At 70.7% G+C, this 22,320-nt stretch carries 17 protein-coding genes; 12 read left to right on the forward strand and 5 right to left on the reverse strand.

Annotated features, from left to right (window positions below; genetic code table 11):
* The 3 genes from purF to LMH63_RS04950 all read left to right on the forward strand — a co-directional run bounded on the left by purF (position 1) and on the right by LMH63_RS04950 (position 4,169).
* On the forward strand, positions 1 to 1,521 hold the full coding sequence (gene purF / locus LMH63_RS04940) for an amidophosphoribosyltransferase (RefSeq protein ID WP_109680183.1): 1,521 nt from the start codon (positions 1 to 3) through the stop codon (positions 1,519 to 1,521).
* Between the two features lie 201 nt (positions 1,522 to 1,722).
* Entirely contained in the window at positions 1,723 to 2,925 is a 1,203-nt protein-coding gene (locus LMH63_RS04945; RefSeq protein ID WP_109680184.1) for an O-succinylhomoserine sulfhydrylase, read from the forward strand.
* Positions 2,922 to 4,169, forward strand: coding sequence for a DUF4147 domain-containing protein (locus LMH63_RS04950; protein ID WP_109680185.1), 1,248 nt, complete (start codon positions 2,922 to 2,924; stop codon positions 4,167 to 4,169). The genes LMH63_RS04945 and LMH63_RS04950 overlap by 4 nt, the downstream gene beginning before the upstream one ends.
* Here LMH63_RS04950 and rlmKL read toward each other — a convergent pair.
* Positions 4,123 to 6,330 (reverse strand): bifunctional 23S rRNA (guanine(2069)-N(7))-methyltransferase RlmK/23S rRNA (guanine(2445)-N(2))-methyltransferase RlmL, encoded by a 2,208-nt coding sequence (gene rlmKL, locus LMH63_RS04955; RefSeq protein ID WP_109680186.1) that lies wholly within the window; start codon positions 6,328 to 6,330, stop codon positions 4,123 to 4,125. The two genes, LMH63_RS04950 and rlmKL, sit on opposite strands and share 47 nt — an antisense overlap.
* A gap of 340 nt (positions 6,331 to 6,670) precedes the next feature.
* Here rlmKL and proV point away from each other — a divergent pair, with 340 nt between their 5' ends.
* The 5 genes from proV to LMH63_RS04980 all read left to right on the forward strand — a co-directional run bounded on the left by proV (position 6,671) and on the right by LMH63_RS04980 (position 12,054).
* On the forward strand, positions 6,671 to 7,870 hold the full coding sequence (gene proV, locus LMH63_RS04960; RefSeq protein WP_109680187.1) for a glycine betaine/L-proline ABC transporter ATP-binding protein ProV: 1,200 nt from the start codon (positions 6,671 to 6,673) through the stop codon (positions 7,868 to 7,870).
* Positions 7,870 to 8,715: an ABC transporter permease gene (locus LMH63_RS04965; protein WP_109680188.1), complete on the forward strand. Its 846-nt coding sequence runs from the start codon at positions 7,870 to 7,872 to the stop codon at positions 8,713 to 8,715. The genes proV and LMH63_RS04965 overlap by 1 nt, the downstream gene beginning before the upstream one ends.
* A gap of 81 nt (positions 8,716 to 8,796) precedes the next feature.
* The gene (locus LMH63_RS04970; RefSeq protein WP_109680189.1) at positions 8,797 to 9,660 is read left to right on the forward strand and encodes a glycine betaine ABC transporter substrate-binding protein; all 864 of its coding nucleotides are present in this window, start codon (positions 8,797 to 8,799) and stop codon (positions 9,658 to 9,660) included.
* A gap of 690 nt (positions 9,661 to 10,350) precedes the next feature.
* Positions 10,351 to 11,577 carry a group II intron reverse transcriptase/maturase gene (gene ltrA, locus LMH63_RS04975; RefSeq protein WP_229332588.1) on the forward strand — a complete coding sequence of 409 codons (1,227 nt, stop codon included), beginning with the start codon at positions 10,351 to 10,353 and terminating at the stop codon, positions 11,575 to 11,577.
* A gap of 201 nt (positions 11,578 to 11,778) precedes the next feature.
* Complete coding sequence (locus LMH63_RS04980; protein ID WP_109676862.1) at positions 11,779 to 12,054, forward strand: Lrp/AsnC family transcriptional regulator; 276 nt, start codon at positions 11,779 to 11,781, stop codon at positions 12,052 to 12,054.
* A 177-nt stretch (positions 12,055 to 12,231) separates the two neighbouring features.
* On the opposite strand, the gene LMH63_RS04985 is transcribed toward LMH63_RS04980, so the two are convergent.
* Complete coding sequence (locus LMH63_RS04985) at positions 12,232 to 12,993, reverse strand: SDR family oxidoreductase (RefSeq protein ID WP_109676860.1); 762 nt, start codon at positions 12,991 to 12,993, stop codon at positions 12,232 to 12,234.
* Between the two features lie 225 nt (positions 12,994 to 13,218).
* Between LMH63_RS04985 and LMH63_RS04990 the strand changes: the two genes are divergently transcribed.
* Positions 13,219 to 14,013 carry a hypothetical protein gene (locus LMH63_RS04990; RefSeq protein WP_146205173.1) on the forward strand — a complete coding sequence of 265 codons (795 nt, stop codon included), beginning with the start codon at positions 13,219 to 13,221 and terminating at the stop codon, positions 14,011 to 14,013.
* Between the two features lie 251 nt (positions 14,014 to 14,264).
* Here the strand turns inward: LMH63_RS04990 and tenA are convergent, their stop codons facing one another.
* The 3 genes from tenA to LMH63_RS05005 form a co-directional block, all read right to left on the reverse strand.
* A complete protein-coding gene (tenA, locus tag LMH63_RS04995; RefSeq protein WP_109676856.1) occupies positions 14,265 to 14,945 on the reverse strand; it encodes a thiaminase II in 681 nt (226 codons plus the stop codon).
* 14 nt (positions 14,946 to 14,959) lie between these two features.
* A complete protein-coding gene (locus tag LMH63_RS05000) occupies positions 14,960 to 17,875 on the reverse strand; it encodes a sensor domain-containing protein (protein ID WP_158280306.1) in 2,916 nt (971 codons plus the stop codon).
* Between the two features lie 509 nt (positions 17,876 to 18,384).
* Positions 18,385 to 19,320: an AEC family transporter gene (locus LMH63_RS05005; RefSeq protein ID WP_109676852.1), complete on the reverse strand. Its 936-nt coding sequence runs from the start codon at positions 19,318 to 19,320 to the stop codon at positions 18,385 to 18,387.
* 386 nt (positions 19,321 to 19,706) lie between these two features.
* Between LMH63_RS05005 and LMH63_RS05010 the strand changes: the two genes are divergently transcribed.
* The 3 genes from LMH63_RS05010 to LMH63_RS05020 all read left to right on the forward strand — a co-directional run bounded on the left by LMH63_RS05010 (position 19,707) and on the right by LMH63_RS05020 (position 22,107).
* Positions 19,707 to 20,078 carry a phasin family protein gene (locus LMH63_RS05010; RefSeq protein WP_109676884.1) on the forward strand — a complete coding sequence of 124 codons (372 nt, stop codon included), beginning with the start codon at positions 19,707 to 19,709 and terminating at the stop codon, positions 20,076 to 20,078.
* A gap of 214 nt (positions 20,079 to 20,292) precedes the next feature.
* A complete protein-coding gene (locus tag LMH63_RS05015) occupies positions 20,293 to 21,657 on the forward strand; it encodes an SLC13 family permease (RefSeq protein WP_158280305.1) in 1,365 nt (454 codons plus the stop codon).
* Between the two features lie 21 nt (positions 21,658 to 21,678).
* Complete coding sequence (locus LMH63_RS05020) at positions 21,679 to 22,107, forward strand: YqaA family protein (RefSeq protein WP_373317905.1); 429 nt, start codon at positions 21,679 to 21,681, stop codon at positions 22,105 to 22,107.
* Positions 22,108 to 22,320: the final 213 nt, after the last annotated feature.

Consider the following 22,320-nt stretch of genomic DNA (forward strand, 5'->3'; position numbering starts at 1 on the left):
ATGTGCGGTGTCATTGGCATGGTCGGGCAGGGGCCGGTGAACCAGGCCCTGTACGACGGGCTGACGGTGCTCCAGCACCGGGGCCAGGACGCGGCCGGGATCATGACCTACGATCAGGGCCGGCTCTACCTGCGCAAGGACAACGGCCTGGTGCGGGACGTCTTCAGCGCGCGGGACATGCTGCAGCTGCGCGGGAATGTCGGCATCGGCCACGTGCGCTACCCGACGGCGGGCTGCGCGAGCTCCGCCGAGGCGCAGCCGTTCTACGTGAACTCGCCCTACGGCATCAGCCTGGCTCACAACGGCAACCTCACCAACGCCGACGCCATCAAGCGCGACCTCTACCTGGAGGATCTGCGCCACATCAACACCAGCTCCGACTCCGAGATCCTGCTCAACGTCTTCGCCCACGAGCTCGGCGAGCTGCGCAAGCTGCGCGTGAACGAGAGCGACATCTTCGGCGCCGTGGCGGGCATCCACCGCCGCTGCCGCGGCGGCTATGCCGCCGTCGCCATGATCAACGGCTACGGCGTGCTCGGCTTTCGCGACCCCAACGGCATCCGGCCGCTGTGCTTTGGCCGCCGCGACACCGGCACCGGCACCGAGTACATGATCGCCTCCGAGAGCGTGGCGCTGGACGTCCTCGGCTTCGATCTGGTGCGCGATGTCGCCCCCGGCGAAGCGGTGTTCATCGACCTGCACGGGCGGCTGCACACGCAGCAGTGCGCGGACTCCCCGCGGCTTGCGCCCTGCATCTTCGAGTACGTCTACCTGGCGCGCCCGGATTCCATGCTGGACGACGTCTCGGTCTACAAGTCGCGCCTGCGGATGGGGCGGATGCTCGCCCGCAAGATCCAGCGCGAGTGGGCGGACCACGACATCGACGTGGTCATCCCCATCCCCGACACCAGCCGCACCAGCGCCCTGGACCTCGCCAACGACCTGAACGTCACCTACCGCGAGGGCTTCATCAAGAACCGCTACATCGGGCGCACGTTCATCATGCCCGGGCAGGCGGTACGGCAGAGATCCGTGCGCCAGAAGCTGAACCCCATCGAGCTCGAGTTCCGCAACAAGAACGTCCTGCTGGTGGACGACTCCATCGTGCGCGGCACGACCTCCCAGCAGATCATCCAGATGGCCCGCGAGACCGGCGCGAACAAGGTCTATTTCGCTTCCGCGGCGCCGCCGGTGCGCTACCCGAACGTCTACGGCATCGACATGCCCGCCGCCCGGGAGCTGCTGGCCCACGGCCGCGATGTGGAGGGCATCCGCCGGGTTATCGGCGCCGACGGCATGATCTACCAGGACCTCGAGGATCTGGTGACCGCGGTCCGCGAGGGCAACGACGCCATCCAGGGCTTCGACTGCTCCTGTTTCGACGGCGAATACATCACCGGCGACATCACCGCCGACTATCTGCTGGCGCTGGAGGCGCAGCGTGCGGACGAGGTGCGCCAGGCCCGGGAAGGCGGCATGGGCGACGCGGGTGATCTTGCCCAGGTGCAGGCAAGCCCCTGACCGGTCCGGCGGCGATTGACAGGCGCCCGGCGCTGGCCTAGCGTCGTTGTGACGATCCCGCCGGGGGGCAACCCGGCAGCGCCGATTTGATGTTCAGCTTGCGGGCGCGATAGAAGTACGGCTAAAGCGAAGCGTGCACCTCCCCCTGGGCCGCCCGCTGCCGCCGTCCGCCCGGTAGACGACAGCGAGGTCCGTAGTCCGATGTCCGAGCATGATCACCCCGACTGGGGGCCGGCCACACTTGGCCTGCGCGCGGGCTGGGAGCGAACGCCGGAACAGGAGCATTCCGAGGCGATCTTCCCCACCTCGAGCTTCACCTTCGCCAATGCCGCGGAGGCGGCCGCCCGTTTCGGCGGCGAGGTGCCGGGGAACATCTACTCGCGATTTACCAATCCCACCGTGCGCGCGTTCCAGAACCGGCTGGCGGCAATGGAGGGCGGCGACGCCTGCATTGGTACCGCGTCGGGCATGTCCGCCATCCTTGCCACCTGCATGGCTTTGCTCAACGGCGGCGAGCACGTGGTCTGCTCCTACGGCGTGTTCGGCACCACCGCCTCGCTGTTCAGCAACCACCTGAGCCGGTTCGGCCTGGAGACCAGCTTCGTCCCGCTCACCGACTATGAGGCCTGGGCCGATGCCATCCGGCCGAACACGCGCATGCTGTTCCTGGAGACGCCCTCCAATCCGCTCACCGAGGTGGCGGACATCGAGCGCCTGGCGGCGCTCGCCCACGATCACGGCGCCATGCTGGTGGTCGACAACTGTTTCTGCACACCTGCGCTGCAGCGCCCCCTCGAGCTCGGCGCGGATCTGATTATCCATTCGGCCACCAAGTATCTCGATGGCCAGGGGCGTTGCGTCGGTGGCGCCGTGGTGGGCGACCACGAGCGTGTCGCGGAGAAGGTGTTCGGCTTCCTGCGCAGCGCCGGACCCACCATGAGCCCTTTCAACGCGTGGGTGTTCCTGAAGGGGCTGGAAACCCTGGCGCTGCGCATGCGCGGCCACGGCGAGAACGCGCAGCGCCTCGCCGAGTGGCTGCAGCACCAGCCCGGCGTGCGCCGCGTGCACTACCCGGGGCTGCCCGACCATCCCCAGCACGCGCTCGCCGCGCGCCAGCAGAGTGGCTTCGGCGGCATCGTCTCCTTTGAGGTGGCCGGCGGCCGGGAGGCGGCCTGGCGGGTGGTGGACGGCACCCGGCTGATGTCGATCACCGCCAATCTGGGTGACGTGCGCACCACCATCACCCATCCGGCCACCACCACGCACGGCCGCAATCCGCCGGAGCAGCGTGCCGCCGCCGGGATCACCGAGGGCCTGCTGCGGATTTCCGTAGGCCTGGAGGACTTCGAGGATATCCGCCGCGATCTCGCCGGTGCGCTGGCCGCGGCAGGGGAGGGCGCATGAGCGATGCCGAGCGTGAGCTGCTGCTCGACTGCTACCGGGCGGCGCTGGGAGCCGTAGAGGGTCGCGCCGCCGTGGCCCGGGCGCTGCGGCGCCGGCCGCCGGACCCGGGGCCGGTGCGCCTGGTCGCGGTCGGCAAGGCGGCCGCCGCCATGGCGCGCGGCGCAGTGGACGTGCTCGGCGACGCCATCGTGGGCGGGGTGGTGGTGACCCGCGAGGGCTATGCCGACCCGGAGCTGCCGGGGCTCGCGCCCCTGCGCCAGCTCGAGTCGGCGCATCCCGTGCCGGACGAGCGCAGCCTCGCCGCTGGCGAGGCGCTGGTGCAGGAGCTCGCCGGCTCGCCGCCGGACGCACGCTACCTGTGCCTCGTCTCCGGCGGCGCCTCGAGCCTGGTGGAACGTCTCCCCGACGGCGTGGGCATCGAGGCACTGGCCGCGCTGAACGAGGCCCTGCTGGCCAGCGGCCGCGACATCCACGCCATGAACCGTATCCGCAAGGCCGTCTCCCGGATCAAGGGCGGGCGCCTCGGCCGGCTGCTCGCCGGCCGTCCGGCCCGCGTGCTGCTGATCTCCGACGTGCACGGCGACGATCCCACCGTGATCGGCTCCGGCCTGTTCTTCCCGGACACGACGCCGTCCCGGCCCGAGGATCTGCCCGCGGACCTCGCTGCCCTCTGCCCGCCGGCGGAGCCGGCGCCGGCACCGGGCGACCCCGCGTTTGCCGGCCTCGAGGCAGAGCTGGTGGCAAGCAACCGTGACGCCCTGGACGCCGCGGCCGCAGCCGCCGAGCGCAAGGGGGTTGCGGTGCACCGCCATCGTCGCTTCCTGGAGGGGGACGCGGTTGCCGGCGGTCGCGCGATCGGCGAGACCCTGCGCCGCGGCGAGCCCGGGCTGCACCTGTGGGGCGGCGAGCCGACCGTGGTGCTGCCGGAGAACCCCGGACGGGGCGGCCGCATGCAGGCCCTGGCCCTGGGCGCCGCCACCGCCATCGCGGGCTGCGAGGACGTCTGGCTGCTGGCGGCGGGCACGGACGGTGCGGACGGTCCCGGCGGCGACGCCGGCGCCCTCGTGGACGGCGGCACCGTCGCCCGTGGCGAGGCGGGCGGCCACGCCGCGGAGGCCGCCCTGGCCGCCGCGGATGCCGGCAGCTTTCTGGCGGCGAGCGGTGATCTGATTCGCACCGGTGGGACCGGTACCAACGTCATGGACGTGGTGCTCGGCCTGCGCCGCCCCGCGACGGGTGCGTGATTGCGAACAGGTGGTGCAGCCTGGCATCCCGGCGGAAGTCGGGATCGAGGCTGGCGGCGCCGGTCAGGGGCGTCACCGCCAGGTCCGCCAGCGCCTGCCGGTCAAGCCGGAACCGCCGGTAATTACAGGAGAAATAGAGCGTGCCGTCCGGCGCCAGGCAGCGCATCGCCGCCCGCACCAGCGTCACATGGTCGCGCTGGATGTCCAGCTCCGTGGGCCGGCCGTGGCCCGCCGAGCGGGTGGGCGGGTCCAGCAGGATGAGCTCCCAGGCCGCCGCTGGCGCCCGCTGCAGCCATTGCAGACAGTCGGCCCGGACCAGCGCATGCCCCTCGCCCGGCGCGAAGCCGTTAAGGGTGAGATTCTCCGCCGCCCAGTCCAGATAGCGCCGTGACAGGTCGACGCTGGTGGTGTCGCGGGCGCCGCCCACCGCGGCGTGTACCGTGGCACTGCCGGTGTAGGCGAACAGGTTGAGGAAACGCCGGCCGGCCGCCTCGGCCTGGAGCCGCCGGCGCAGGGGGCGATGGTCAAGGAATAGCCCCGTGTCCAGCTGTCCGGCGAGCTCCACCCGCAGCCGGCAGCCATGCTCCTCGACAACACCGCCGACGGGCTCTGCCCCGGCGCTGCGGTAGCCGGTACCGCGACGGCGTCGCCGGACCTTCAGGATGACCTGTTCAGCAGGCAGCTCGAGCACCTCGCGCACCGCGGCCACGGCGGCCTCTCGCCGTTCCCGCGCCTGGCGCGGCGCAATCTGCTCCGGCGCCTGGTACTCCTGTACGTGGGCCAGGGTCCCCGAGTCCGTGGCGTAGACGTCGACGGCCAGATTGTATTCCGGCAGCTCCGCGTCGTAGAGCCGCCAGGCGGTGATGCCTTCCCGGCGCAGCCAGCGCCGCAGATGGCGCTGGTTCTTGCGCAGCCGGTTGACCAGAGCCTCCGGGGCGGCGGTTGCGGTATGCGGGGGCGTGCCTTGGGCGTTGCCGTACAGCCGATACAGACCGAGCCTGCAGGGCAGGGCCCCGTTGAAGAGCGGATGCGTGCGCTCGGCGCTGAGGCCGAGGGCTGCCAGCAGGCGCGGCTCGCCGGTGAGAACCGCCGCCCGCCAGCCGGGCAGGGCGGTGCGCATCCAGTCCCCCAGGGCCATGTAGAGGTCTTCCACCGGCTCGGCTGCGCCGAGGCGTTCGCCGTACGGCGGATTGGTGGCCAGCAGTCCGGTGCTGTCCACCCGCGGCGCCCGTGGCTGCTCGGCCAGCGGCCGCACGCCAAGGGTGACGAGCCCGTCGACACCGGCGCGGACGGCGTTGCGCCGGGCCTCCTCCAGCACCGCCGGATCGGCATCGTAGCCCCGCAGCCGGGGCAAGGCCCGGACCAGGCCGGCCTCACGCCGGGCGAGCGCGTCGTTGCGCGCCTCGTTCCAGAGCGCCGGGTCGTGACCCCGCCAATGCTCGAAACCGAAGCGGCCACGCAGGAGGCCGGGGGCGATGTCCGCCGCCATCAACGCCGCCTCGATCACAAGGGTCCCGGAACCACAGAAAGGGTCGAGGAACTCGCCGCCAGCTTCGGCTATCTCCGGCCAACGGGCCCGAACCAGCAGGCCGGCGGCCAGGTTCTCCTTGAGCGGCGCCCGCCCGGCGGCGGCGCGGTAGCCGCGGCGATGCAGGCTCTCCCCGGCGAGGTCGATGGCGAGGTTGATCGTGCCGCGGTGCAGGCGGGCATGGATCTGCAGACCGGGCTCGCCCGGGGCGGGTCGGGGCAGTTTGGTGGCGCCAGCGCGGGCGCGATCGAGCACGGCATCCTTGAGCAGGCGCGCGGTGTGGCGGCTGTCCCGCAGCTCGGCGGAGTGGCCGGCGACGTGGAAGGCGAATGCCGCGCCATCCGGGAGATGCTGCTCCCAGGGGATCTCTGTCGCGGCTGCGCGCAGGGTTTCGCCGTCGGGCGCCGGGATCGAGGCCAGCGGCCAGAGGACACGGCTGCCGAGGCGTGACCAGAGACAGAGCCGGTAGGCGAGCGCGAGGTCGGCACGACACACGGCCCCGGCACTGGCCGCCCGCGCGCCCCCGGCGCCGAGGGCCGCGAGCTCTGCGGCCAGCAGATCCTCGAGATTGCGCGGGCAGGTCACCACCAGCGGCAGGCCGCTGGTGTCGGCGAGAGCAGTGGTCGGCAGCATCAATGGATCCGGCATCGCGGTGGTCGGCGGGCATGCGCCCGGCATGGCGGCGATGATACGGCACAGGTCCACCCGTTCGCGCCCCGGCGACCGGGGAGAGCGACGCCGACGCGGGGTTGTCATTGGTGCCGGGGTTTCCTAACCTGAAAAAAGGCGGGGCCGACGATAGACAATATCTATTGAAGCATGCCCGACCGTCAGACCTCGGTCTGACCACGACCCCATCCAGCCGAACTGCGCTCAGGCCGCCGCTGACGCTGCGGTGCGCCGCAACGAGGCTCGCCATGCCGCGTCGGGCCTGGCCTCGCAACCAGTATCCTCCAACGACAGATCACAGCGAATGACCGACAAAATCGTCGTCGACAATCTCTACAAGGTCTTCGGGCCCGATCCGGAAGAGGGCATGCGCCTGACCGAGCAGGGTCTCGACAAGGACACCATCTTCGAGCGCACGGGCAACACCGTCGGCGTGAAGGCCGCGAGCTTCGGCATCCGGGAGGGCGAGATCTTCGTGATCATGGGGCTCTCCGGCTCGGGCAAGTCCACGATGGTGCGCATGCTCAACCGGCTGATCGAGCCCACCGCCGGGCGCGTCCTCATCGACGAGCGCGACGTCACTGCCATGTCGCAGAAGGAGCTCATCGACCTGCGCCGCAACGAGATGAGCATGGTGTTCCAGTCCTTCGCGCTGATGCCGCACCGCACCGTGCTGCAGAATGCCGCCTTTGGCCTCGAGGTCGCCGGTGTCGAACGCGAAAAGCGCGAGGAACGCGCCATGCGCGCCCTGGAGCAGGTCGGGCTCAAGGCCAACGCCAACAGCTATCCTGACGAGCTCTCCGGGGGCATGCAGCAGCGCGTCGGCCTCGCCCGGGCGCTGGCCGCGGACCCGTCCATCATGCTGATGGACGAGGCGTTTTCCGCGCTGGATCCGCTGATCCGCACGGAGATGCAGGACGAGCTGGTCGCCCTGCAGCGTGAGCATCGCCGTACCATCGTCTTCATCTCCCATGACCTCGACGAGGCGATGCGCATCGGCGATCGCATCGCCATCATGCAGGGCGGCGAGGTGGTGCAGGTGGGCACGCCGGAGGAGATCGTCAGCAAGCCGGCCAACGACTACGTCCGCTCGTTCTTCTACGGGGTGGACGTGACGCAGGTCTTCACCGCGAGCGACATCGCCGACAAGCGCCAGGTCACGGTGTTCGAGCGCCCCGGCGTCAGCGTGCGCTCCGCCGTGGAGCGCCTGCAGGCCAATGGCCGGGATATCGCCGTGGTGCTCGACCGGGATCATCGCTACCTCGGCCTGGTCACGGCGGAGACCCTCGGCAGGCAGCTGAAGGACGGTGGCGAGCCGACCTACAGCAAGGCGTTCGTCGACGGGCTCGAGCCCGTCACCGCCGACACGCCCCTCAACGACGTGGTCTCGCGCTCGGCCAACACCCCGTATCCGCTTCCGGTGGTCGACGGTGACGGCCACTACCTCGGCACGATCTCCAAGACCACCGTGCTGAAGGCGCTGGACCGTTCAGGAGAGCAGTAATGGCAACCGACTTCCGTGACTGGCTCGATATCCCGATCGGCGACTGGGTCGAGGCGGGTGTCGAGTGGATCCGCAACAATCTCGCCGCCCCGCTGGACGGCTTCGCCGCCGGCGTCGGCTTCGTCGCCGAGGGGCTGGAGAGCTTGCTGCTGTTCCTGCCGGACTGGATCCTCGGCCCGCTGATCATCGCGCTGGCCTGGTGGCGCGGCGGCTGGCGTTTCGGCGCGTTCGGCGCTGCGGCCATTCTGCTGGTGGCCGGCATGGGGCTCTGGCAGGAAACCATGCAGACGCTGGCGCTGGTGCTCGGCTCGAGCGTCATCGCGCTGGTCGCCGGGATCCCGCTGGGCATTGCCATGGCGCGAAGCGATCGCGTGGCGGCGGTGGTGCGGCCGATCCTGGACTTCATGCAGACCATGCCGCCGTTCGTCTATCTGATCCCGGCGGCGATCTTCTTCGGCCTCGGCAAGGTGCCGGGCACCATCGCGACGGTGATTTTCGCAATGCCGCCGGCGGTGCGCCTGACCAACCTCGGTATCCGCCAGGTGGGCAAGGAGAACGTCGAGGCAGGCCTTGCATTCGGCTGCACTGATCGCCAACTGCTGTACAAGGTGCAGATTCCGCTGGCGATGCCATCGATCATGGCGGGCATCAACCAGACCATCATGCTGGCGCTTTCCATGGTCGTGATCGCGTCGATGATCGGCGCCGGCGGGCTCGGCAACACGGTGCTCACGGGCATCCAGCGGCTGGACGTCGGGCTCGGTTTCGAGGGTGGCCTGGGTGTGGTTTTCCTGGCCATCCTGCTCGACCGCCTTACACAGAGCTTCGGCACGAAGCGCAAGTGACATCGGCGGCGGGCGAATTCTCTCGAAAAGAACCCGGGCTCGCAGGAGCGGGTCCGCTCGAAGCAGCAGAGGAGAACCGATATGTTCGGTAAGACTTCCCGCACGCTACTCGCAGGTGCGCTCGGCCTCGGTCTGGCCACGGGCGCCCAGGCGCAGAACGACACGGTCGAGCTGGGCTGGACTGCGTGGTCCGATGCGGAGTTCGTGACCAAGCTCGCGGCCCGTATCATCGAGACCCGGATGGACACCGAGGTGAACCTCACCCAGACCGACATCGCGCCGCAGTACCAGGGTGTGGCCACCGGTGATCTGGACGCCATGCTGATGTCCTGGCTGCCGGCGACCCATGAGGGGTACTACGAGGAGATCGCCAGCGACGTCGCCAACCTCGGTGTTCTCTATTACGGCGCCAAGCTCGGCTGGGTGGTGCCGGACTACATCCCGGAGGACGAGGTCAGCTCCATCGCCGACCTCCAGGGCATGGCGGACCGGTTCGACGGCACCATTACCGGTATCGACCCGGGTGCCGGCCTGACCCAGCTCTCGGAAGAGGCGATCGAGACCTACGGTCTGGATGACTACACCCTGCAGACCTCCAGCGGCGCTGGCATGACCGCAGCCCTGGACCGCGCCATCAACCGTGAGGAGTGGATCGTGGTCACCGGCTGGAGCCCGCACTGGAAGTTCGGCGCCTACGATCTGCGCTATCTGGAGGATCCCGAGGGCGCCCTGGGTGGCCCGGAGCGCGTGCACGCCATCGCGCGTCAGCAGTTCCACGCGGATCACCCGGAGATCGCGGCCTTCCTGTCGCGCATGCATCTGCCGATCAACACCCTGCAGGACTACATGTTCCAGGCACGTGAGACCTCCTACGAGGAGGCCGTGGAGGCCTTCATCGAGGAGAACCCGGAGCATGTCGACTACTGGGTGACCGGCGAGCTCTGATCGAGGCCGCCCGCTAGCGCCGAAACGACGCCCCGCCCCGTGCGGGGCGTTCTCGTTGTGCGCCGGGCACGGCGCGCCGGCGCCGTGACCGGCGCTGGATAACCGGTGAGCGAAAGCGAGCCGGGAAGTGGCCTGGGGGTGGAAGTCCCCTGCGGGCCCTGGTGACGGGAACCGCGAGCCGAACGGCAAGGGCATCATCGTGAGGTGCTGTCTGAAGGAAGCCTCAGGCGAATCTCCGACCCGACGAACAGGAACCGCATAGGAGGCGTGTCGTCGCGGGCGAGCAGGCAACGATCTGCGAACCCGATGTCACCCCGGAGCGGCGATACGTAGATGCGGCGGGTGTGGAGTGAAGGTCACGCGCCTTACCCCGGGAGGTCTGTCGGGCTGCTGTGAGCTACCGGCGCCGCGAGGTGCCGGGAAGGCCTGGCAGAAGTCAGCCGAGGCCATAGTAGTCGCCGGCACAGGGCGGCGAAGGGCCGAACGCGTGGAGCCGATCCGGCACTGGAGTGCTCGATGGCCGAAGCAGGCGTAGGCGAGGCGGCTGAGAGGTTGCCGCATCCCCGGAGGGCTGACGGCGGAACCGTCGGAGGTACGGGTGATGGACGCCAAGCGGCTGCGGCGCGCTCGAGACGAGCCGGGTCCGAGTCGACGGCGCTGCTGGAGGCGGCGCTGTGTCGCGAGAACCTGATGGCGGCCTACCGGCGGGTGGTGCGCAACCGGGGGGCCCCCGGCATCGACGGAGTGACCGTCGATGAGCTGTGGGCCTACTGCCAGGCGCACTGGTCGTCGATCCGCGAGCGGCTGCTGGAGGGGACGTACCGTCCCTCGCCGGTACGGGAGGTGAAGATCCCCAAGCCCGGGGGTGGCTCCCGGGCACTGGGCATCCCGACCGTGGTCGACCGGCTGATCCAGCAGGCGCTGGTGCAGGTGCTCACCCCGATCCTCGACCCGACGTTCTCGGGTGAGAGCTACGGCTTTCGCCCGGGGCGCAGTGCCCATCAGGCCGTCGAGCGTGCCCGCGGGCACGTGGCGGCGGGGCAGCGCTGGGTCGTGGACCTCGATCTGGCGCAGTTCTTCGACCGGGTCAATCATGACGTGCTGATGGCCCGGTTAGCGCGTCGGATCGAGGACCGGCGGGTGCTGCGCCTGATCCGGCGCTACCTGCAGGCCGGGGTGATGGCCGGTGGCGTGGTCTCGCCGCGGGCGGCGGGGACGCCGCAGGGCGGGCCGCTCTCGCCCCTGCTCTCGAACGTCCTGCTGGACGAGCTCGACCGGGAGCTGGAGCGGCGCGGCCACCGCTTCGTGCGTTACGCCGATGACGTCAGCGTCTACGTGCGCTCGCCCGAAGCGGGTGCGCGCGTGCTGGCATCGCTGGAGCGGTTCCTGTGGCGGCGGCTGCGCCTGGTGGTCAACCGTGAGAAGAGTGCGGTGGACCGCCCGTGGAAGCGCACGCTGCTCGGCTACAGCATGACCGCGCACCGTGAGCCGCGGCTGCGGGTGGCCCCCAGCTCGGTGCAGCGGCTCAAGGCCCGCCTGCGGGCCGCGCTGCGCCGCGGGCGGGGCCGCCACCTGCAGCGGGTGCTGGCGGCGCTGCAGCCGCTCATCCGGGGCTGGGTGGCCTACTTCCGCTTCGCCGAAGTCAAGGCGGCGTTCGAGGCGCTGGACCAGTGGCTCCGGCGCCGCCTGCGCTGCCTGCTGTGGCGGCAGTGGAAGCGCTGGCGCACCCGCGCCCGGCGGCTGATGCAGCACGGTGTCGAGCGCCTGCGAGCGTATCGCTCCGCCACCAACGGGCGTGGCCCGTGGTGGAACGCGGGGGCGGCCCACATGCACGTGGCCATCCCCGCGCGCTGGCTGCACCGTCAGGGTCTCGTGAGCTTCCTCGGCGAGCACCGTCGACTTGCGAGCGCTGCGTGAACCGCCGTATACGGCCCCGTACGTACGGTGGTGTGAGAGCCGGGGCGGGTGACCGCCCCGGCTACTCGATTCGGCATCAGGACTTTAGCCCGCCATCTCGACGACCTCGCTACGCGAATCGGTGAGATATGCGGGCTACAATCCCCGGGGCATCCTACCGGCACGTCCGCGGCGGACGTGTCACGATCCGAGAGGCATCCGATGGTTACTGCAATCGTCCTGCTCAACGCCGCCCGCGGGCGGGTCAACGACGTCGCCGAGACCCTGGCCGGGCTCGATGGCGTCTCCGAGGTCTACTCCGTCGGCGGGCGCTACGATCTCGTGGTCATCATCCGCGTGGCCAGCAACGAGGCCCTGGCCGAGCTCGTCACCGAGCGCCTGCAGGCGCTGGACGGCATCGAGGAGACCGAGACCCTCATCGCCTTCCGCGCCCAGAGCCGGCACGATCTCGAGAGCATGTTCTCCATCGGCCTGTAAGGCCGATGACTTCAAGGTTCAAAGTTCGAAGTTCAAAGATCCCGGGGTCACGTCCGAGTGCCGCGGTTCTGGCGGCCCGGGGGAGTTTTCCGGGCCGTGCGGAGGGAGTCTTTGAACTGAGGACTTTGAACCTTGAACTCGCGCCTGATGCGCTACTGAACGGCGCTTCGGCGCCGTTCAGTAGCGCATCAGGCGCGTCATCCCCCCGTCCAGCACCACATTCTCCCCGGTCAAAAAGCCGCTGCGCTCGCTGTCCAGCAGCCAGGCGACCGCCTCGGCTACGTCCTCGGGTCGGCCGACGCGGCCGGTGGGGTGGAGGGCGTGGTCTTCCGGGTCCAGCGGCGCTGGCGGCGGACCGGCGGGAGAGTGGCGGGTGTCGATCCAGCCGGGGCTGACGGCGTTTACGCGCACTGCCGGGCCCAGGCTCACCGCAAGGGCGTGGGTCAGCGCCAGCAGGCCGCCCTTGCTGGCCGCGTAGGCCTCGCACTCCGGCTCCGACTGCAGGGCCCGGGTGGAGGCCACGTTGACCATGGCACCGCGCTGCTCGCGCAACAGCGGGATGGCGCCGCGGGCGCAGAGAAAGGCACCGGTGAGATTGCTGCGCAGCCAGCGCTCCCAGTCCGCGAGGGCGAGGGCCTCGGGCGGCCCGCTGTGGGGATCGGCGATGCCCGCGTTATTGACCAGGCCCGCGAGGCCCAGGCCGTCCCCGGCCAGCTCCGTGAAAAGCGCGTCGACGGCAGTCTCATCGCCCACGTCCAGGCACCGGCCCGCGGCCCGCGCCCCCGCCGGGAGGGCTCTCAGCGCCTCGCCCAAGGCATCCGCGTCCCGGTCGACGAGCACCACCCGGTGGCCAAGGGCCAGCTGATGGCGGGCGATGGCGAAGCCGATGCCGCGGCCGGCGCCGGTCACGACATGGCGGTGGACAGGGGCTGCGGGCATGACCGGACCTCCGGTGGTGTTCGGGGATGGGCGGTGGGTCGCCGTGCGCATGGCAGATGGCCCGGCGCATGGCCTGCCAGCAACCAACGGGACCTGACGATACTTCCGAAACGATTGGTAACGTGCGCCCGAGGCCGTCCCGACACAAGGGATGGACGCTTGGCGGCGAGCGCCGGCGCGGGCGAGAATGCGCCACGTTGTCACTCATATCACCGGAGTCGTCCCATGCGCCTGCCCCGCCTGCGACGCCCGCGCCTGAGTGACCGTGACCCTGCGGCCCGGCGCGCCGCCGTCGCCCGCCTCGATGCGAAGGGGGACGCCCGGGAGGCGCTTGGCCGGCTGCTGGCGGAGGATCCGGACCCCGGGGTGCGGGCGGCGGCCGTCAAGCGGCTGGAGGATCTCGCCCGGCTGCGGGCCTGCGCCGAGCAGGACGCGGACGCGCTGGTGCGGGAGTCCGCGCGTGCCCGCTACCGGCAGCTCCTGGCCGGTGGCGGTGCCCAGCCCCTGGCCGAACGCGAGGCCGAGCTCGCTCGCTGCGGCGACCTGCAGATCCTTGCGCACGTGGCTCGCAGCGGCCGCGAGGAGGCCTTGCGCGCGGCTGCCCTGGCCCGCATCGAGGATGCGGCCGTGCTCGAGGAGGCGGCACGGCATGACCCGCGCGCCCGGCTGCGCCGGCAGGCGGCCCGGCAGCTGGCCGACGCGGCGGCCCTGCGGCGGCTGGCCTGCGCCGGCCGCGATGTGGATCGGCGGGTCGTGCGCATCGCCCGGGAGCGTCTGGCGGCGCTGGAAGCCGCCGGCGAGGCCGCCAGGGGGGCGGATGCCGAGGCGCATCGCATCATCCGCGAGCTGGAGGCACTGGCCGATCGCCAGCTCCCCGGCGCCGAGGCCGCGCGGGCGCGGCTGATCAATCGCTGGCAGCAGCTGGTACCGCCGCCCGAGCCGCGGCGACAGCAGGCCTTCGACGCCGCCCTCGCCGCGTTCGACGCGGCGGCCACCTCCGCAGACCGCGTCAATCCGTAACCAGGCCGCCCTCGGGCAGCCCTTCCAGCGGCACCAGCCGTCGCGCCACGAGGGCCGTGTCGGCCTGCGCAGGCACGATCCGTGGCGTGGCGTGCACCTCCAGTGGGCCACCCTCCCTCGGCCCGGCCCAAGCGGCTAGCCCGCAGCCGTGAATCGGTGAGATATGCGGGCTAGTGGCAGCCGCATCAGGGCGGGCGCGGCACCGCAGGGGTGGCGCCGCCTGCGGGCGGTGGATGGGAGGGGAAGGCGGGTCACAGCGTCTGCTGCAGGCCCATGTCCCAGAAGCCGATCTCCAGCCGCGTCGCGGCGGTGAAGGTGGCGGCGAGCTCGGGAAAGCGGGTCGGTGCCATGTGCCGTTCGGCCAGCCGGTCCATCTGCGCGGCGACGCTTCCGGCGAGGCCCTGGAACTCGTCGCCGGCATAGGTCTCCAGCCATTCCCGGTAGGGATGATCGGCGAGGGCGGCGCCGGCCTCGGCATGCCGCGCGGCGCCGATTTCCGCGTAACCGATGACGCAGGGGGCGAGGGCGACCAGCAGCTCCAGCAGGTCGCCGGCCAGGCCGCGCTCGATGACGTAGCGGGTGTAGGCCATGTTGGCCCGTGCCTCGGGGGTGCGCTCCAGCGCCTCGGCCTCGATGCCCCAGCGCCGGCAGAGGTCCACGTGCAGCGCCATCTCGTGGTTCAGCAGGCCGTCCAGCACCTCGGTGGCAGCGCGCATGTCGGCCAGGTTGTCCGCCTTGAAGGCGGCCAGCGCCCAGGCCCGGGCGAAATGCTTGAGGAAGACGTAGTCCTGCTGCAGATAGTGGCGGAAGCTCGCCTCCGCGAGGTCGCCCCGCGTCAGGGCGCGAACGAATTCATGATCCGTGTAGCGCGTCCAGTCCTCGCCTGCCGCCGCGCGCAGGCGTGGGAAGAGGTCGCTCTGCTCGAGTGTCATCGGGAAATGGTCCTCTATTCCGTTGGATGCGCGGCCTCGGCGTCAAGCCGTGCCACGAACTCGGCCTCCGGTGCCGGCCGCCCCAGCAGATAGCCCTGGCACGCGGTGCAGCCGTAGGCGGCGAGCATCTCGCGCTGGGCCTCGGTCTCCACGCCCTCCGCCAGCGGTTCCAGGCCGAGAGTGTTGGCCAGGGCGATCACGGTACGCACGATGGCGTCGTCGTTGGGATCCTGCTGTGCCGCCTGGACGAAGCCCTGATGGATCTTCAGCTGATCGAAGGGCAGCCGGCGGAGGTAGGCGAGCGAGGAGTAGCCGGTGCCGAAGTCGTCCAGGGCGAAGCGCAGGCCCAGCGCCCGCAGCGCGTGCATCTTCTCGCTGGTGTCCTCGACGTCGGCCAGCAGCAGGCTCTCGGTGAGCTCGAGGCGCAGCCGCCACGGCGAGGCGCCCGTGCGGTGGAGGATGTCGCGCACGGTATCGACGAAGGCGACCTCGTGGAACTGGCGGGCGCTGACGTTGACCGCCAGCGTGAGCCGACCATGTCCCTGGCGCTGCCAGCGCGCCAGGGCCTCGCAGGCCTGCTCCAGGATGCTGGCGCCGAGAGCGCCGATCAGGCCGCAGTCCTCGGCCAGCGGGATGAACTCCGCCGGCGGGATCCAGCCACGGGCCGGGTCGTGCCAGCGGGCCAGGGCCTCGGCGCCGGTAACGCGGCCCTCGGCGTCGAACTGGGCCTGGTAGTGGACGGTGATCCTGGCCTCGGCCAGGGCCTCGCGCAGGGCGGACTCCTCCCGTACCCGGTTGTGCAGGGCGGCGCGCATGCCCGGGTCGAACAGCCGCAGGCGTCCGCGCCCGGCGGCCTTGGCCTGGTACATGGCCACGTCCGCCCGCTGCATGAGGTCGTCGGCCCCGGCGCAGTCCTCGTCCAGCAGGGTGATGCCGAGGCTCACCGAGCTGTGACGCTCGTGGCCTTCCAGATGATAGGGCCGCGCCAGGGTGGCGCGGATACCCTCGCCGATGGCCTCCGCCTCGCGCAGGGCCTCTTCCGGATCGGTGTCCAGGCCGCTCAGGATGATGGCGAACTCGTCGCCACCGAAGCGGGCGACGGTGTCGGTCTCGCGCACGCTTGCCGCCAGCCGTCGGGCCACCTCCTGCAGCATCCGGTCGCCGACCTGGTGGCCAAGGGTGTCGTTGACGGTCTTGAAGTGATCGAGGTCGAGGAACAGCACCGCGGCATGCCGCGCCCCCGGGCCCCGCCCCGCCAGGGCGAGCTGCAGGCGTTCGTGGAGCAGCCGGCGGTTGGGCAGGCGGGTGAGGGGATCGTAGTGGGCGAGGAACTGCACCGCCTCGCGGGCGCGCCGCTGCTCGGTGATGTCCTGGCACGCACCGCGCACATGGGTCACCCGGCCCTCGGTGTCGTGCACCGGCTCGCCGATCACCCGCACCCAGGCCTTGCGCCCCCGGGCGGTGAGGATTTCGAATTCCTCGTCGTAGGGCCGCCCGTCGCGCACACAGCGATGGAAGAGCGTGCGCACGCGCTCGGACTCGGTGCCCCGGAAGAAGGTCATGCTCTGCGCAACGGTGGGGTGACTGCCGGCGGGCAGATCGAAAATCGCGCAGACTTCGTCCGACCAGCTGACGGTGCCGGTGGCAACGTCCGCGAGCCATCCACCCAGGCGCGCGGTGCGGCCGGCAATCTCGAGCAGCGCCTGGCTCTCCCGCAGCGCGTCCTCGGCCTCGCGGCGGTGGGTGTCGTCGATGGCGAGGCCGTCCCAGACCGTGGCGCCGTTGTCGCCGGGCCGGGGCGTACCCAACGCCCGCACCCAGCGCAGTGCCCCGTCCGGTCGGCGGATCCGGAACTGCACGTCGAGCGGCTCGCGATGCGCTGCGGAGTGGCGCAGGGCCGCGTCGTAGCGCGGGCGGTCCTCCGGCAGCATGATCTCGTACAGCGCCTTGGGATCGCGCCGGGCCCGCTCGACGTCCACGCCGAATACCTCGGCATAGCCGTCGCTGAGGTAGGTGAAGTGCACCCGCCCGTCCGCCTCCATCACGCGGCGCGAGAGCCCGCCCGGGAGATTGCTGCTGATCGCGCGCAGGCGGGCCTCGCTCTCGCGCAGGGCGATCTCGGTGCGCTTGCTGGCGGTGATGTCGACCATCACCCCCACCATCTTGACCGGCCGCCCGCCCTCGGTGATCACGCTGACCACGTCGCGCAGCCAGACCACGCTGCCGTCGGCGGCGAGCATGCGGTAGTCGAAGGTGTGGCTGCGACCCTCCGCGGTGGTGCGGGCGCAGTAGTCCGGCGCCCAGTCCCGGTCCTCCGGGTGGATGTGGCGGACCCAGAAATCCCGCTCCTGGCACCAGCGCGCCGTTGGGTAGCCGAGCAGGGTCTCCGCCTCCTGGCTGACGAAGGTGAACTGGAAGGTCTCCGGATCCCCTTCCCAGAGGATGGCCGACGTGCACTCCACCAGCGTGCGGTACTGCTCGCGTTGACGCTCCAGCTCCATGGTCGCGAGCTTGCGCCCGGTGACGTCCTGTCCGGCGCCTATCCACTCGACGATGGTGCCGGTGTCGTCGTGCACCGGCACCGCGCGGTCCTGGAACCAGCGGACATCGCCCCCGGCACAGAGCAGGCGGTAGGTCTGGGTGAAGGGCCGCCCGGTGGCGATGTGCTCGAGCCAGGCGTCGAGGTAGGGCTGGCGGTCGGCCTCGTGCAGGGCCGGCAGCCAGCCCCAGCCCCGCGCCGCCTCCGCCGAGAGCCCGGCCAGCTCGAGCCAGGCGGCGCTGATCTCGAGCAGCCGGCCGTCCGGGGCGCAGCGCCAGACGAAATCCGAGGTGGCGGCCACCAGACTGCGGAAACGGCGCTCGCTGGCGGCGACGGCGCTGGCGTGGCCGATTTCCGTATCGTTGCGTATGAGCCGTTGTCCTTGATCCATGGCGCTCGGATTCCGCTCGGGCGGTGATGGCCCCCGTCGTTGCCGCGGGAGCTGACGAGGTGGTTCACCGTGCATCCTGCCCTCGAGGCGTACCCGCCGGCGAGTGCCCGGAGCCGTTCTGCCCACTGTGCAAGGGCACGTTACCAAGCGCCCCTGGGCCGTGCACGCTCCACGCGCCGGCCGGCCGGGAAGGCCCTAGGAGTCTGCGCCGTAGAACGTCTCCCGGCTGCGACGGCCCCACTGCGGCCGCTTTGACCGCTCGCGCTCGTTACATAGTCACCACCATGCGCCTCGCACGAGCGGCCGAATCGCCTCGCCGTGGGACCACCGCGCTCGGAAGATTTCTACGGCGCAGACTCCTAGCCCGCATATCTCACCGATTCACGGCTGCGGGCGCGGATCTGACGAGCAGTCCTGCGTTGCGCTCGGTCCGGGTGCTCGCCGTACTGTCGAGCACGCCTGCCCGCCATCTCCACGCCCTCGCGTCGCGAATCGGTGAGATATGCGGGCTAGCCGTACAGGATGCTGATCAGCAGCGAGATGGTGCCCACGCCCACGGCGGTGGATATGAAAATGGCCGTGGAGATGCGGCCCGCATGCAGATCGTAGCGCTGGGCGAGCACGTAGACGTTGGCGGCGATGGGCAGGGCGGCCTGCAGGATGGCCACCGAGGCCCAAACCGGCGGCAGTTCCAGCACCCAAAGCGCCATGACCGCCACCAGCGCCGGATGGACGACGAGCTTCAGCAGCGTCAGGTACAGCGTCTCCGCCGCGCCCTCGTGCATCGGCCGCCCCGCCAGGGTCGCTCCCAGGGCGAACAGGGCACAGGGCCCGGCAGCGTCGGCGAGCAGATTGCCATAGCCGAGCAGCGGCTCCGGTACGGGCACCGACGTGAGGTTGAGGCCGAGTCCGAGCGCGGCGGCGACCACGATGGGGTTGCGGGCGACGCCGCCAATGATCAGCCGCGCCAGCGCCACGCGATCCCGGCCCCGCCCCATGTCGGCCTCGATCAGCGCGGTGGCAAGACCGAGCATGACGATGGTGTCCCCCATGACGATCAGCACCGCCGGCAGAGCGGCGTCGGCGCCGTAGAGGAGCAGGGTCAGCGGCAGGCCGATGAAGCCGACATTGGAGAACGTCGCCGCCAGCGCCTGCAGCGAGGCGGCGCCGGTGCTGATGCGGAACAGCCGCCGGCCGAGCAGAAGGGCCGCGAAGAACAGGGCGAAGCCGGGCAGGTAGTAGGCGGCGAGCAGCGCGGCCACGTCCCCGGAGGCCGATGGGGCCTGGTAGGTCTTCACCAGCAGCAGCGCCGGCAGCGCGAAGTAGAAGACGAAGGCATTGAGCCCGGCGATGGTGCCGCCCGCGAGCAGGCGGGTGCGGCCCGCCGCGTAGCCGGTGAATATCAGGGCGAAGAACGGCAGCGCAAGGTCGATGACGGCCTGCATGGCGGCTCCGGAGCTGTGCGACAGGGCAGGGCGCGCAGTCTAGCCCGCATGTCCCGACGATTCACGGCTGCGGGCGCGGATCTTGCGGGCAGCTCTACGTTGTGCTCGACCTGGATGCTAGCCCGCATATCTCACCGATCCGCGCCCGCAACCGTGAATGGGTGAGATATGCGGGCTACATGAGCCGTCGCGTGCATCTGCGCGCGGGCGCACACTGGTGAGCAATGCAGGCCGGCCTTACCGGGGACGCATGGACCGTCCGTCGGCCGGCCACGGGCTGCCGTGTTGCATCGCAGCAAAGTATGTCCTATGATGCACCGCAACAAGGGTGAACAGAGCGGTTCACCTTGTTCGGAACCGACATGCCAACCCGAGAGGACATCATCATGAGCAACGTGAATCTGAACACCATCCAGGAGCAGACCGAGCAGTTCGTCACCGGTCCGGCCCGCAGCTACGCCGCGCTGGCGCTGGATCACCTCGAGCAGGTGGTCAATGCCCAGATCGAGGCCAGCCGTGCCTACGCCGAGGTCGGCCTGCAGCAGGTCCGCGCTGCGCTGGACGTGCGCGACGTGCAGGGTTTCCAGGCCTATGCCGAGAACCAGCAGAAGGCCGCCAAGGAGATCGGTGAGCGCGTCAAGTCCGACGCCACCCGCTTCGCCTCCCTGAACGAGGAGTTCGTGGGCAAGACCCGCAAGCTCGTCGAGGACAACGTGGCGAGCGCTGGCAAGGCCGCCTCGAAGGCGACCGCCGCGTAACCACGCGGAGCCCTTCCGCGTCTCCCGCCGCCGACGGCCTCCTGGCCCTCGGCGGTTTTTTTCGTCTGGCTACCGCTGCAGGCTCCCATAGCGGCTATCATTCGCGGTTTTCGGCAGTTACGGGGGAGCAGCACCCATGCGCGCCCACCGATTGTCCGGCAGGACACCAGCGATACCGAAACCGCACCGGGGCTGGCTGCGGCCGGGGCCCCTGGTGGCTGTGCTCGCGGCGCTGGCCGCGGCTGCGGTGCTGCTTGCGCCGCCGGTCTGGCTGCCCGACGGCACGGCAGCCACCGCCGCGCTCATGCTGGTGACCATCGGGCTCTGGGCGAGCGGGATCGTCTCCGAGGCGCTGGCCTCGCTGCTGTTCTTTCTCGCCGCTATGCTGTTCGCCGTCGCGCCGGCCGAGGCCGTGTTCGCCGGCTTCGGCGCCAGCGCCTTCTGGCTCATCTTCGCCGGGCTCGTGCTCAGTCTTGCCATCCGTCACACCGGCCTTGGCGAGCGCATCGCCGGCGGGCTGCTGACGCGGGCGCCACGAAGCTACCCCCTGCTGGTGACGGCCAGCGTGGTCGTGGGGACCGTGTTCGCCTTCCTCATGCCCGGCTCCATGGGGCGGATCGTGCTGCTGGTGCCCATCGCCCTGGCCGTGGCCGACCGGGCCGGTTTCGCCGCCGCCGCACGCGGGCGCTTCGCGCTGGTGCTCGGTGTCGTCTTCGGCACCCACCTCACCTCGTTCGCGATCCTGCCAGCCAACGTGCCCAACGTGGTCTGGGCCTCCGCGGTGGAGGCACAGCACGGCTTCCAGGTCGGCTATCTGGAGTATCTCTGGTGGCATTTCCCCGTGCTCGGGCTGCTGCGGGCGGCGCTGCTGGTGGCACTGCTGCTCTGGTGGCTGCCGGATCGCCTCAGCGATGACCAGGCGCACGATACCCCGGCGACGCCGCCCGGTGAGGCGGCGGCGGGCGAGCGCCAGCTGGCCGCCGTCCTGCTCGCCGCCCTGGCCCTCTGGGCGACGGACTTCGCCCACGGCATCGCCCCCGCCTGGGTGGCGCTGGCGGCGGCCTGCTACTGCCTGCTGCCGCCGACCCGGCTGACGCCGGAACGGCCCTACGCGGCCCTGGATGTGGGACCGCTGCTGTTCGTTGCCGGCGTGCTCGGCCTCGGTGAAACCCTCGCCCGCTCGGGCCTGGGCGAGGCCGCCTTCGCCCAGCTCCTGCCGCTGCTGCCGCTGAGCCCGGGTGCCGACACCCTCAACTTCGGTGTGCTCGGCCTCGGCAGTGCGCTGCTGGGCGTGTTCACGACGCTGCCCGGCGTGCCGGCGGTGGCAAGCCCCCTGGCGCCGGCCATCGCCGGCGCCACGGGCTGGCCGCTGGAGGCCGTGCTGGTCACCCTCACCGTCGGCTACGCGACGTTTCTCCTGCCCTATCAGGCCCCTCCGATCCTGGTCGGCGGGCGCCTCGGGGGCGTTCCCTGGGGGGTGCTCACGCGCTTCACCCTTGGCTACGCGGCGGTATCCACGCTGCTGGTGTTCCCGCTGCAGTACCTCTGGCTGCATCTGGTCGGGGTCTATGGCTTCTGAAGGGCGGGCGGACCGGCGCCGGTGATCACCACCCTCGGCGCCTACGCCAGCCTGTTCTTCGCCGGGCTGATCGCGGCCACGTTCTTCCCGGCGCAGTCCGAGGCCGTGCTGGCGGCGCTCTACGTCACCGGGGACTACAACACGCTGGCGCTGCTGGTCGTGGCGACCGTGGGCAACGTCCTCGGCTCGGTGATCAACTGGCTGCTCGGCCGCTTCATCGACCATTTCCGGCACCGGCGCTGGTTCCCGTTCTCCGCACGCAGCATCGACCGGGCGAGCGACTGGTACCAGCGCTGGGGCGTGTGGTCGCTGCTGCTCGCCTGGACACCCTTCCTCGGGGACCCGCTGACCCTGGTGGCGGGGATACTGCGCACCAATATCTGGGTCTTCCTCGCCCTGGTGACCGCCGGGAAGGCCGGACGCTACGCCTTTCTGCTGGCAGTGCTGTGACACTGGGGAGCTTAAGCCGCGAGGCCGCGGTTCTCCCGGGCGCCTCCACCACCCTCCGCACCACGAATGCTGGGAGCGGATTCCGCGGCGCAGGTTGATAAGTGCTTCCCTTGGTACAAGGCGCATAGAACAGCGCGCATTATTGCTCCGCGGGATGTGATCCCGTTCCGAAAATTCCCTTGTCGCCGGGGAGTTGGCGAAGGACAATACAGT

Source organism: Spiribacter halobius (assembly GCF_020883455.1).
GTDB classification, from domain to species: Bacteria; Pseudomonadota; Gammaproteobacteria; order Nitrococcales; family Nitrococcaceae; genus Sediminicurvatus; species Sediminicurvatus halobius.

Excerpts from the sequence above, each read along its gene's own strand:
- rlmKL (WP_109680186.1), bottom strand. The coding sequence starts at position 6,330 with ATGCTGCCGACCACTGCTCTCGCCGACACCAGCGGCCTGCCGCTGGTG.
- LMH63_RS05005 (WP_109676852.1), bottom strand. The coding sequence starts at position 19,320 with ATGCAGGCCGTCATCGACCTTGCGCTGCCGTTCTTCGCCCTGATATTC.
- ltrA (WP_229332588.1), top strand. The coding sequence starts at position 10,351 with ATGGCGGCCTACCGGCGGGTGGTGCGCAACCGGGGGGCCCCCGGCATC.
- LMH63_RS05010 (WP_109676884.1), top strand. The coding sequence starts at position 19,707 with ATGAGCAACGTGAATCTGAACACCATCCAGGAGCAGACCGAGCAGTTC.
- LMH63_RS04985 (WP_109676860.1), bottom strand. The coding sequence starts at position 12,993 with ATGCCCGCAGCCCCTGTCCACCGCCATGTCGTGACCGGCGCCGGCCGC.
- LMH63_RS04965 (WP_109680188.1), top strand. The coding sequence starts at position 7,870 with ATGGCAACCGACTTCCGTGACTGGCTCGATATCCCGATCGGCGACTGG.
- LMH63_RS04970 (WP_109680189.1), top strand. The coding sequence starts at position 8,797 with ATGTTCGGTAAGACTTCCCGCACGCTACTCGCAGGTGCGCTCGGCCTC.
- purF (WP_109680183.1), top strand. The coding sequence starts at position 1 with ATGTGCGGTGTCATTGGCATGGTCGGGCAGGGGCCGGTGAACCAGGCC.
- LMH63_RS05000 (WP_158280306.1), bottom strand. The coding sequence starts at position 17,875 with ATGGATCAAGGACAACGGCTCATACGCAACGATACGGAAATCGGCCAC.
- LMH63_RS04950 (WP_109680185.1), top strand. The coding sequence starts at position 2,922 with ATGAGCGATGCCGAGCGTGAGCTGCTGCTCGACTGCTACCGGGCGGCG.
- tenA (WP_109676856.1), bottom strand. The coding sequence starts at position 14,945 with ATGACACTCGAGCAGAGCGACCTCTTCCCACGCCTGCGCGCGGCGGCA.
- proV (WP_109680187.1), top strand. The coding sequence starts at position 6,671 with ATGACCGACAAAATCGTCGTCGACAATCTCTACAAGGTCTTCGGGCCC.
- LMH63_RS04990 (WP_146205173.1), top strand. The coding sequence starts at position 13,219 with ATGCGCCTGCCCCGCCTGCGACGCCCGCGCCTGAGTGACCGTGACCCT.
- LMH63_RS04945 (WP_109680184.1), top strand. The coding sequence starts at position 1,723 with ATGTCCGAGCATGATCACCCCGACTGGGGGCCGGCCACACTTGGCCTG.
- LMH63_RS04980 (WP_109676862.1), top strand. The coding sequence starts at position 11,779 with ATGGTTACTGCAATCGTCCTGCTCAACGCCGCCCGCGGGCGGGTCAAC.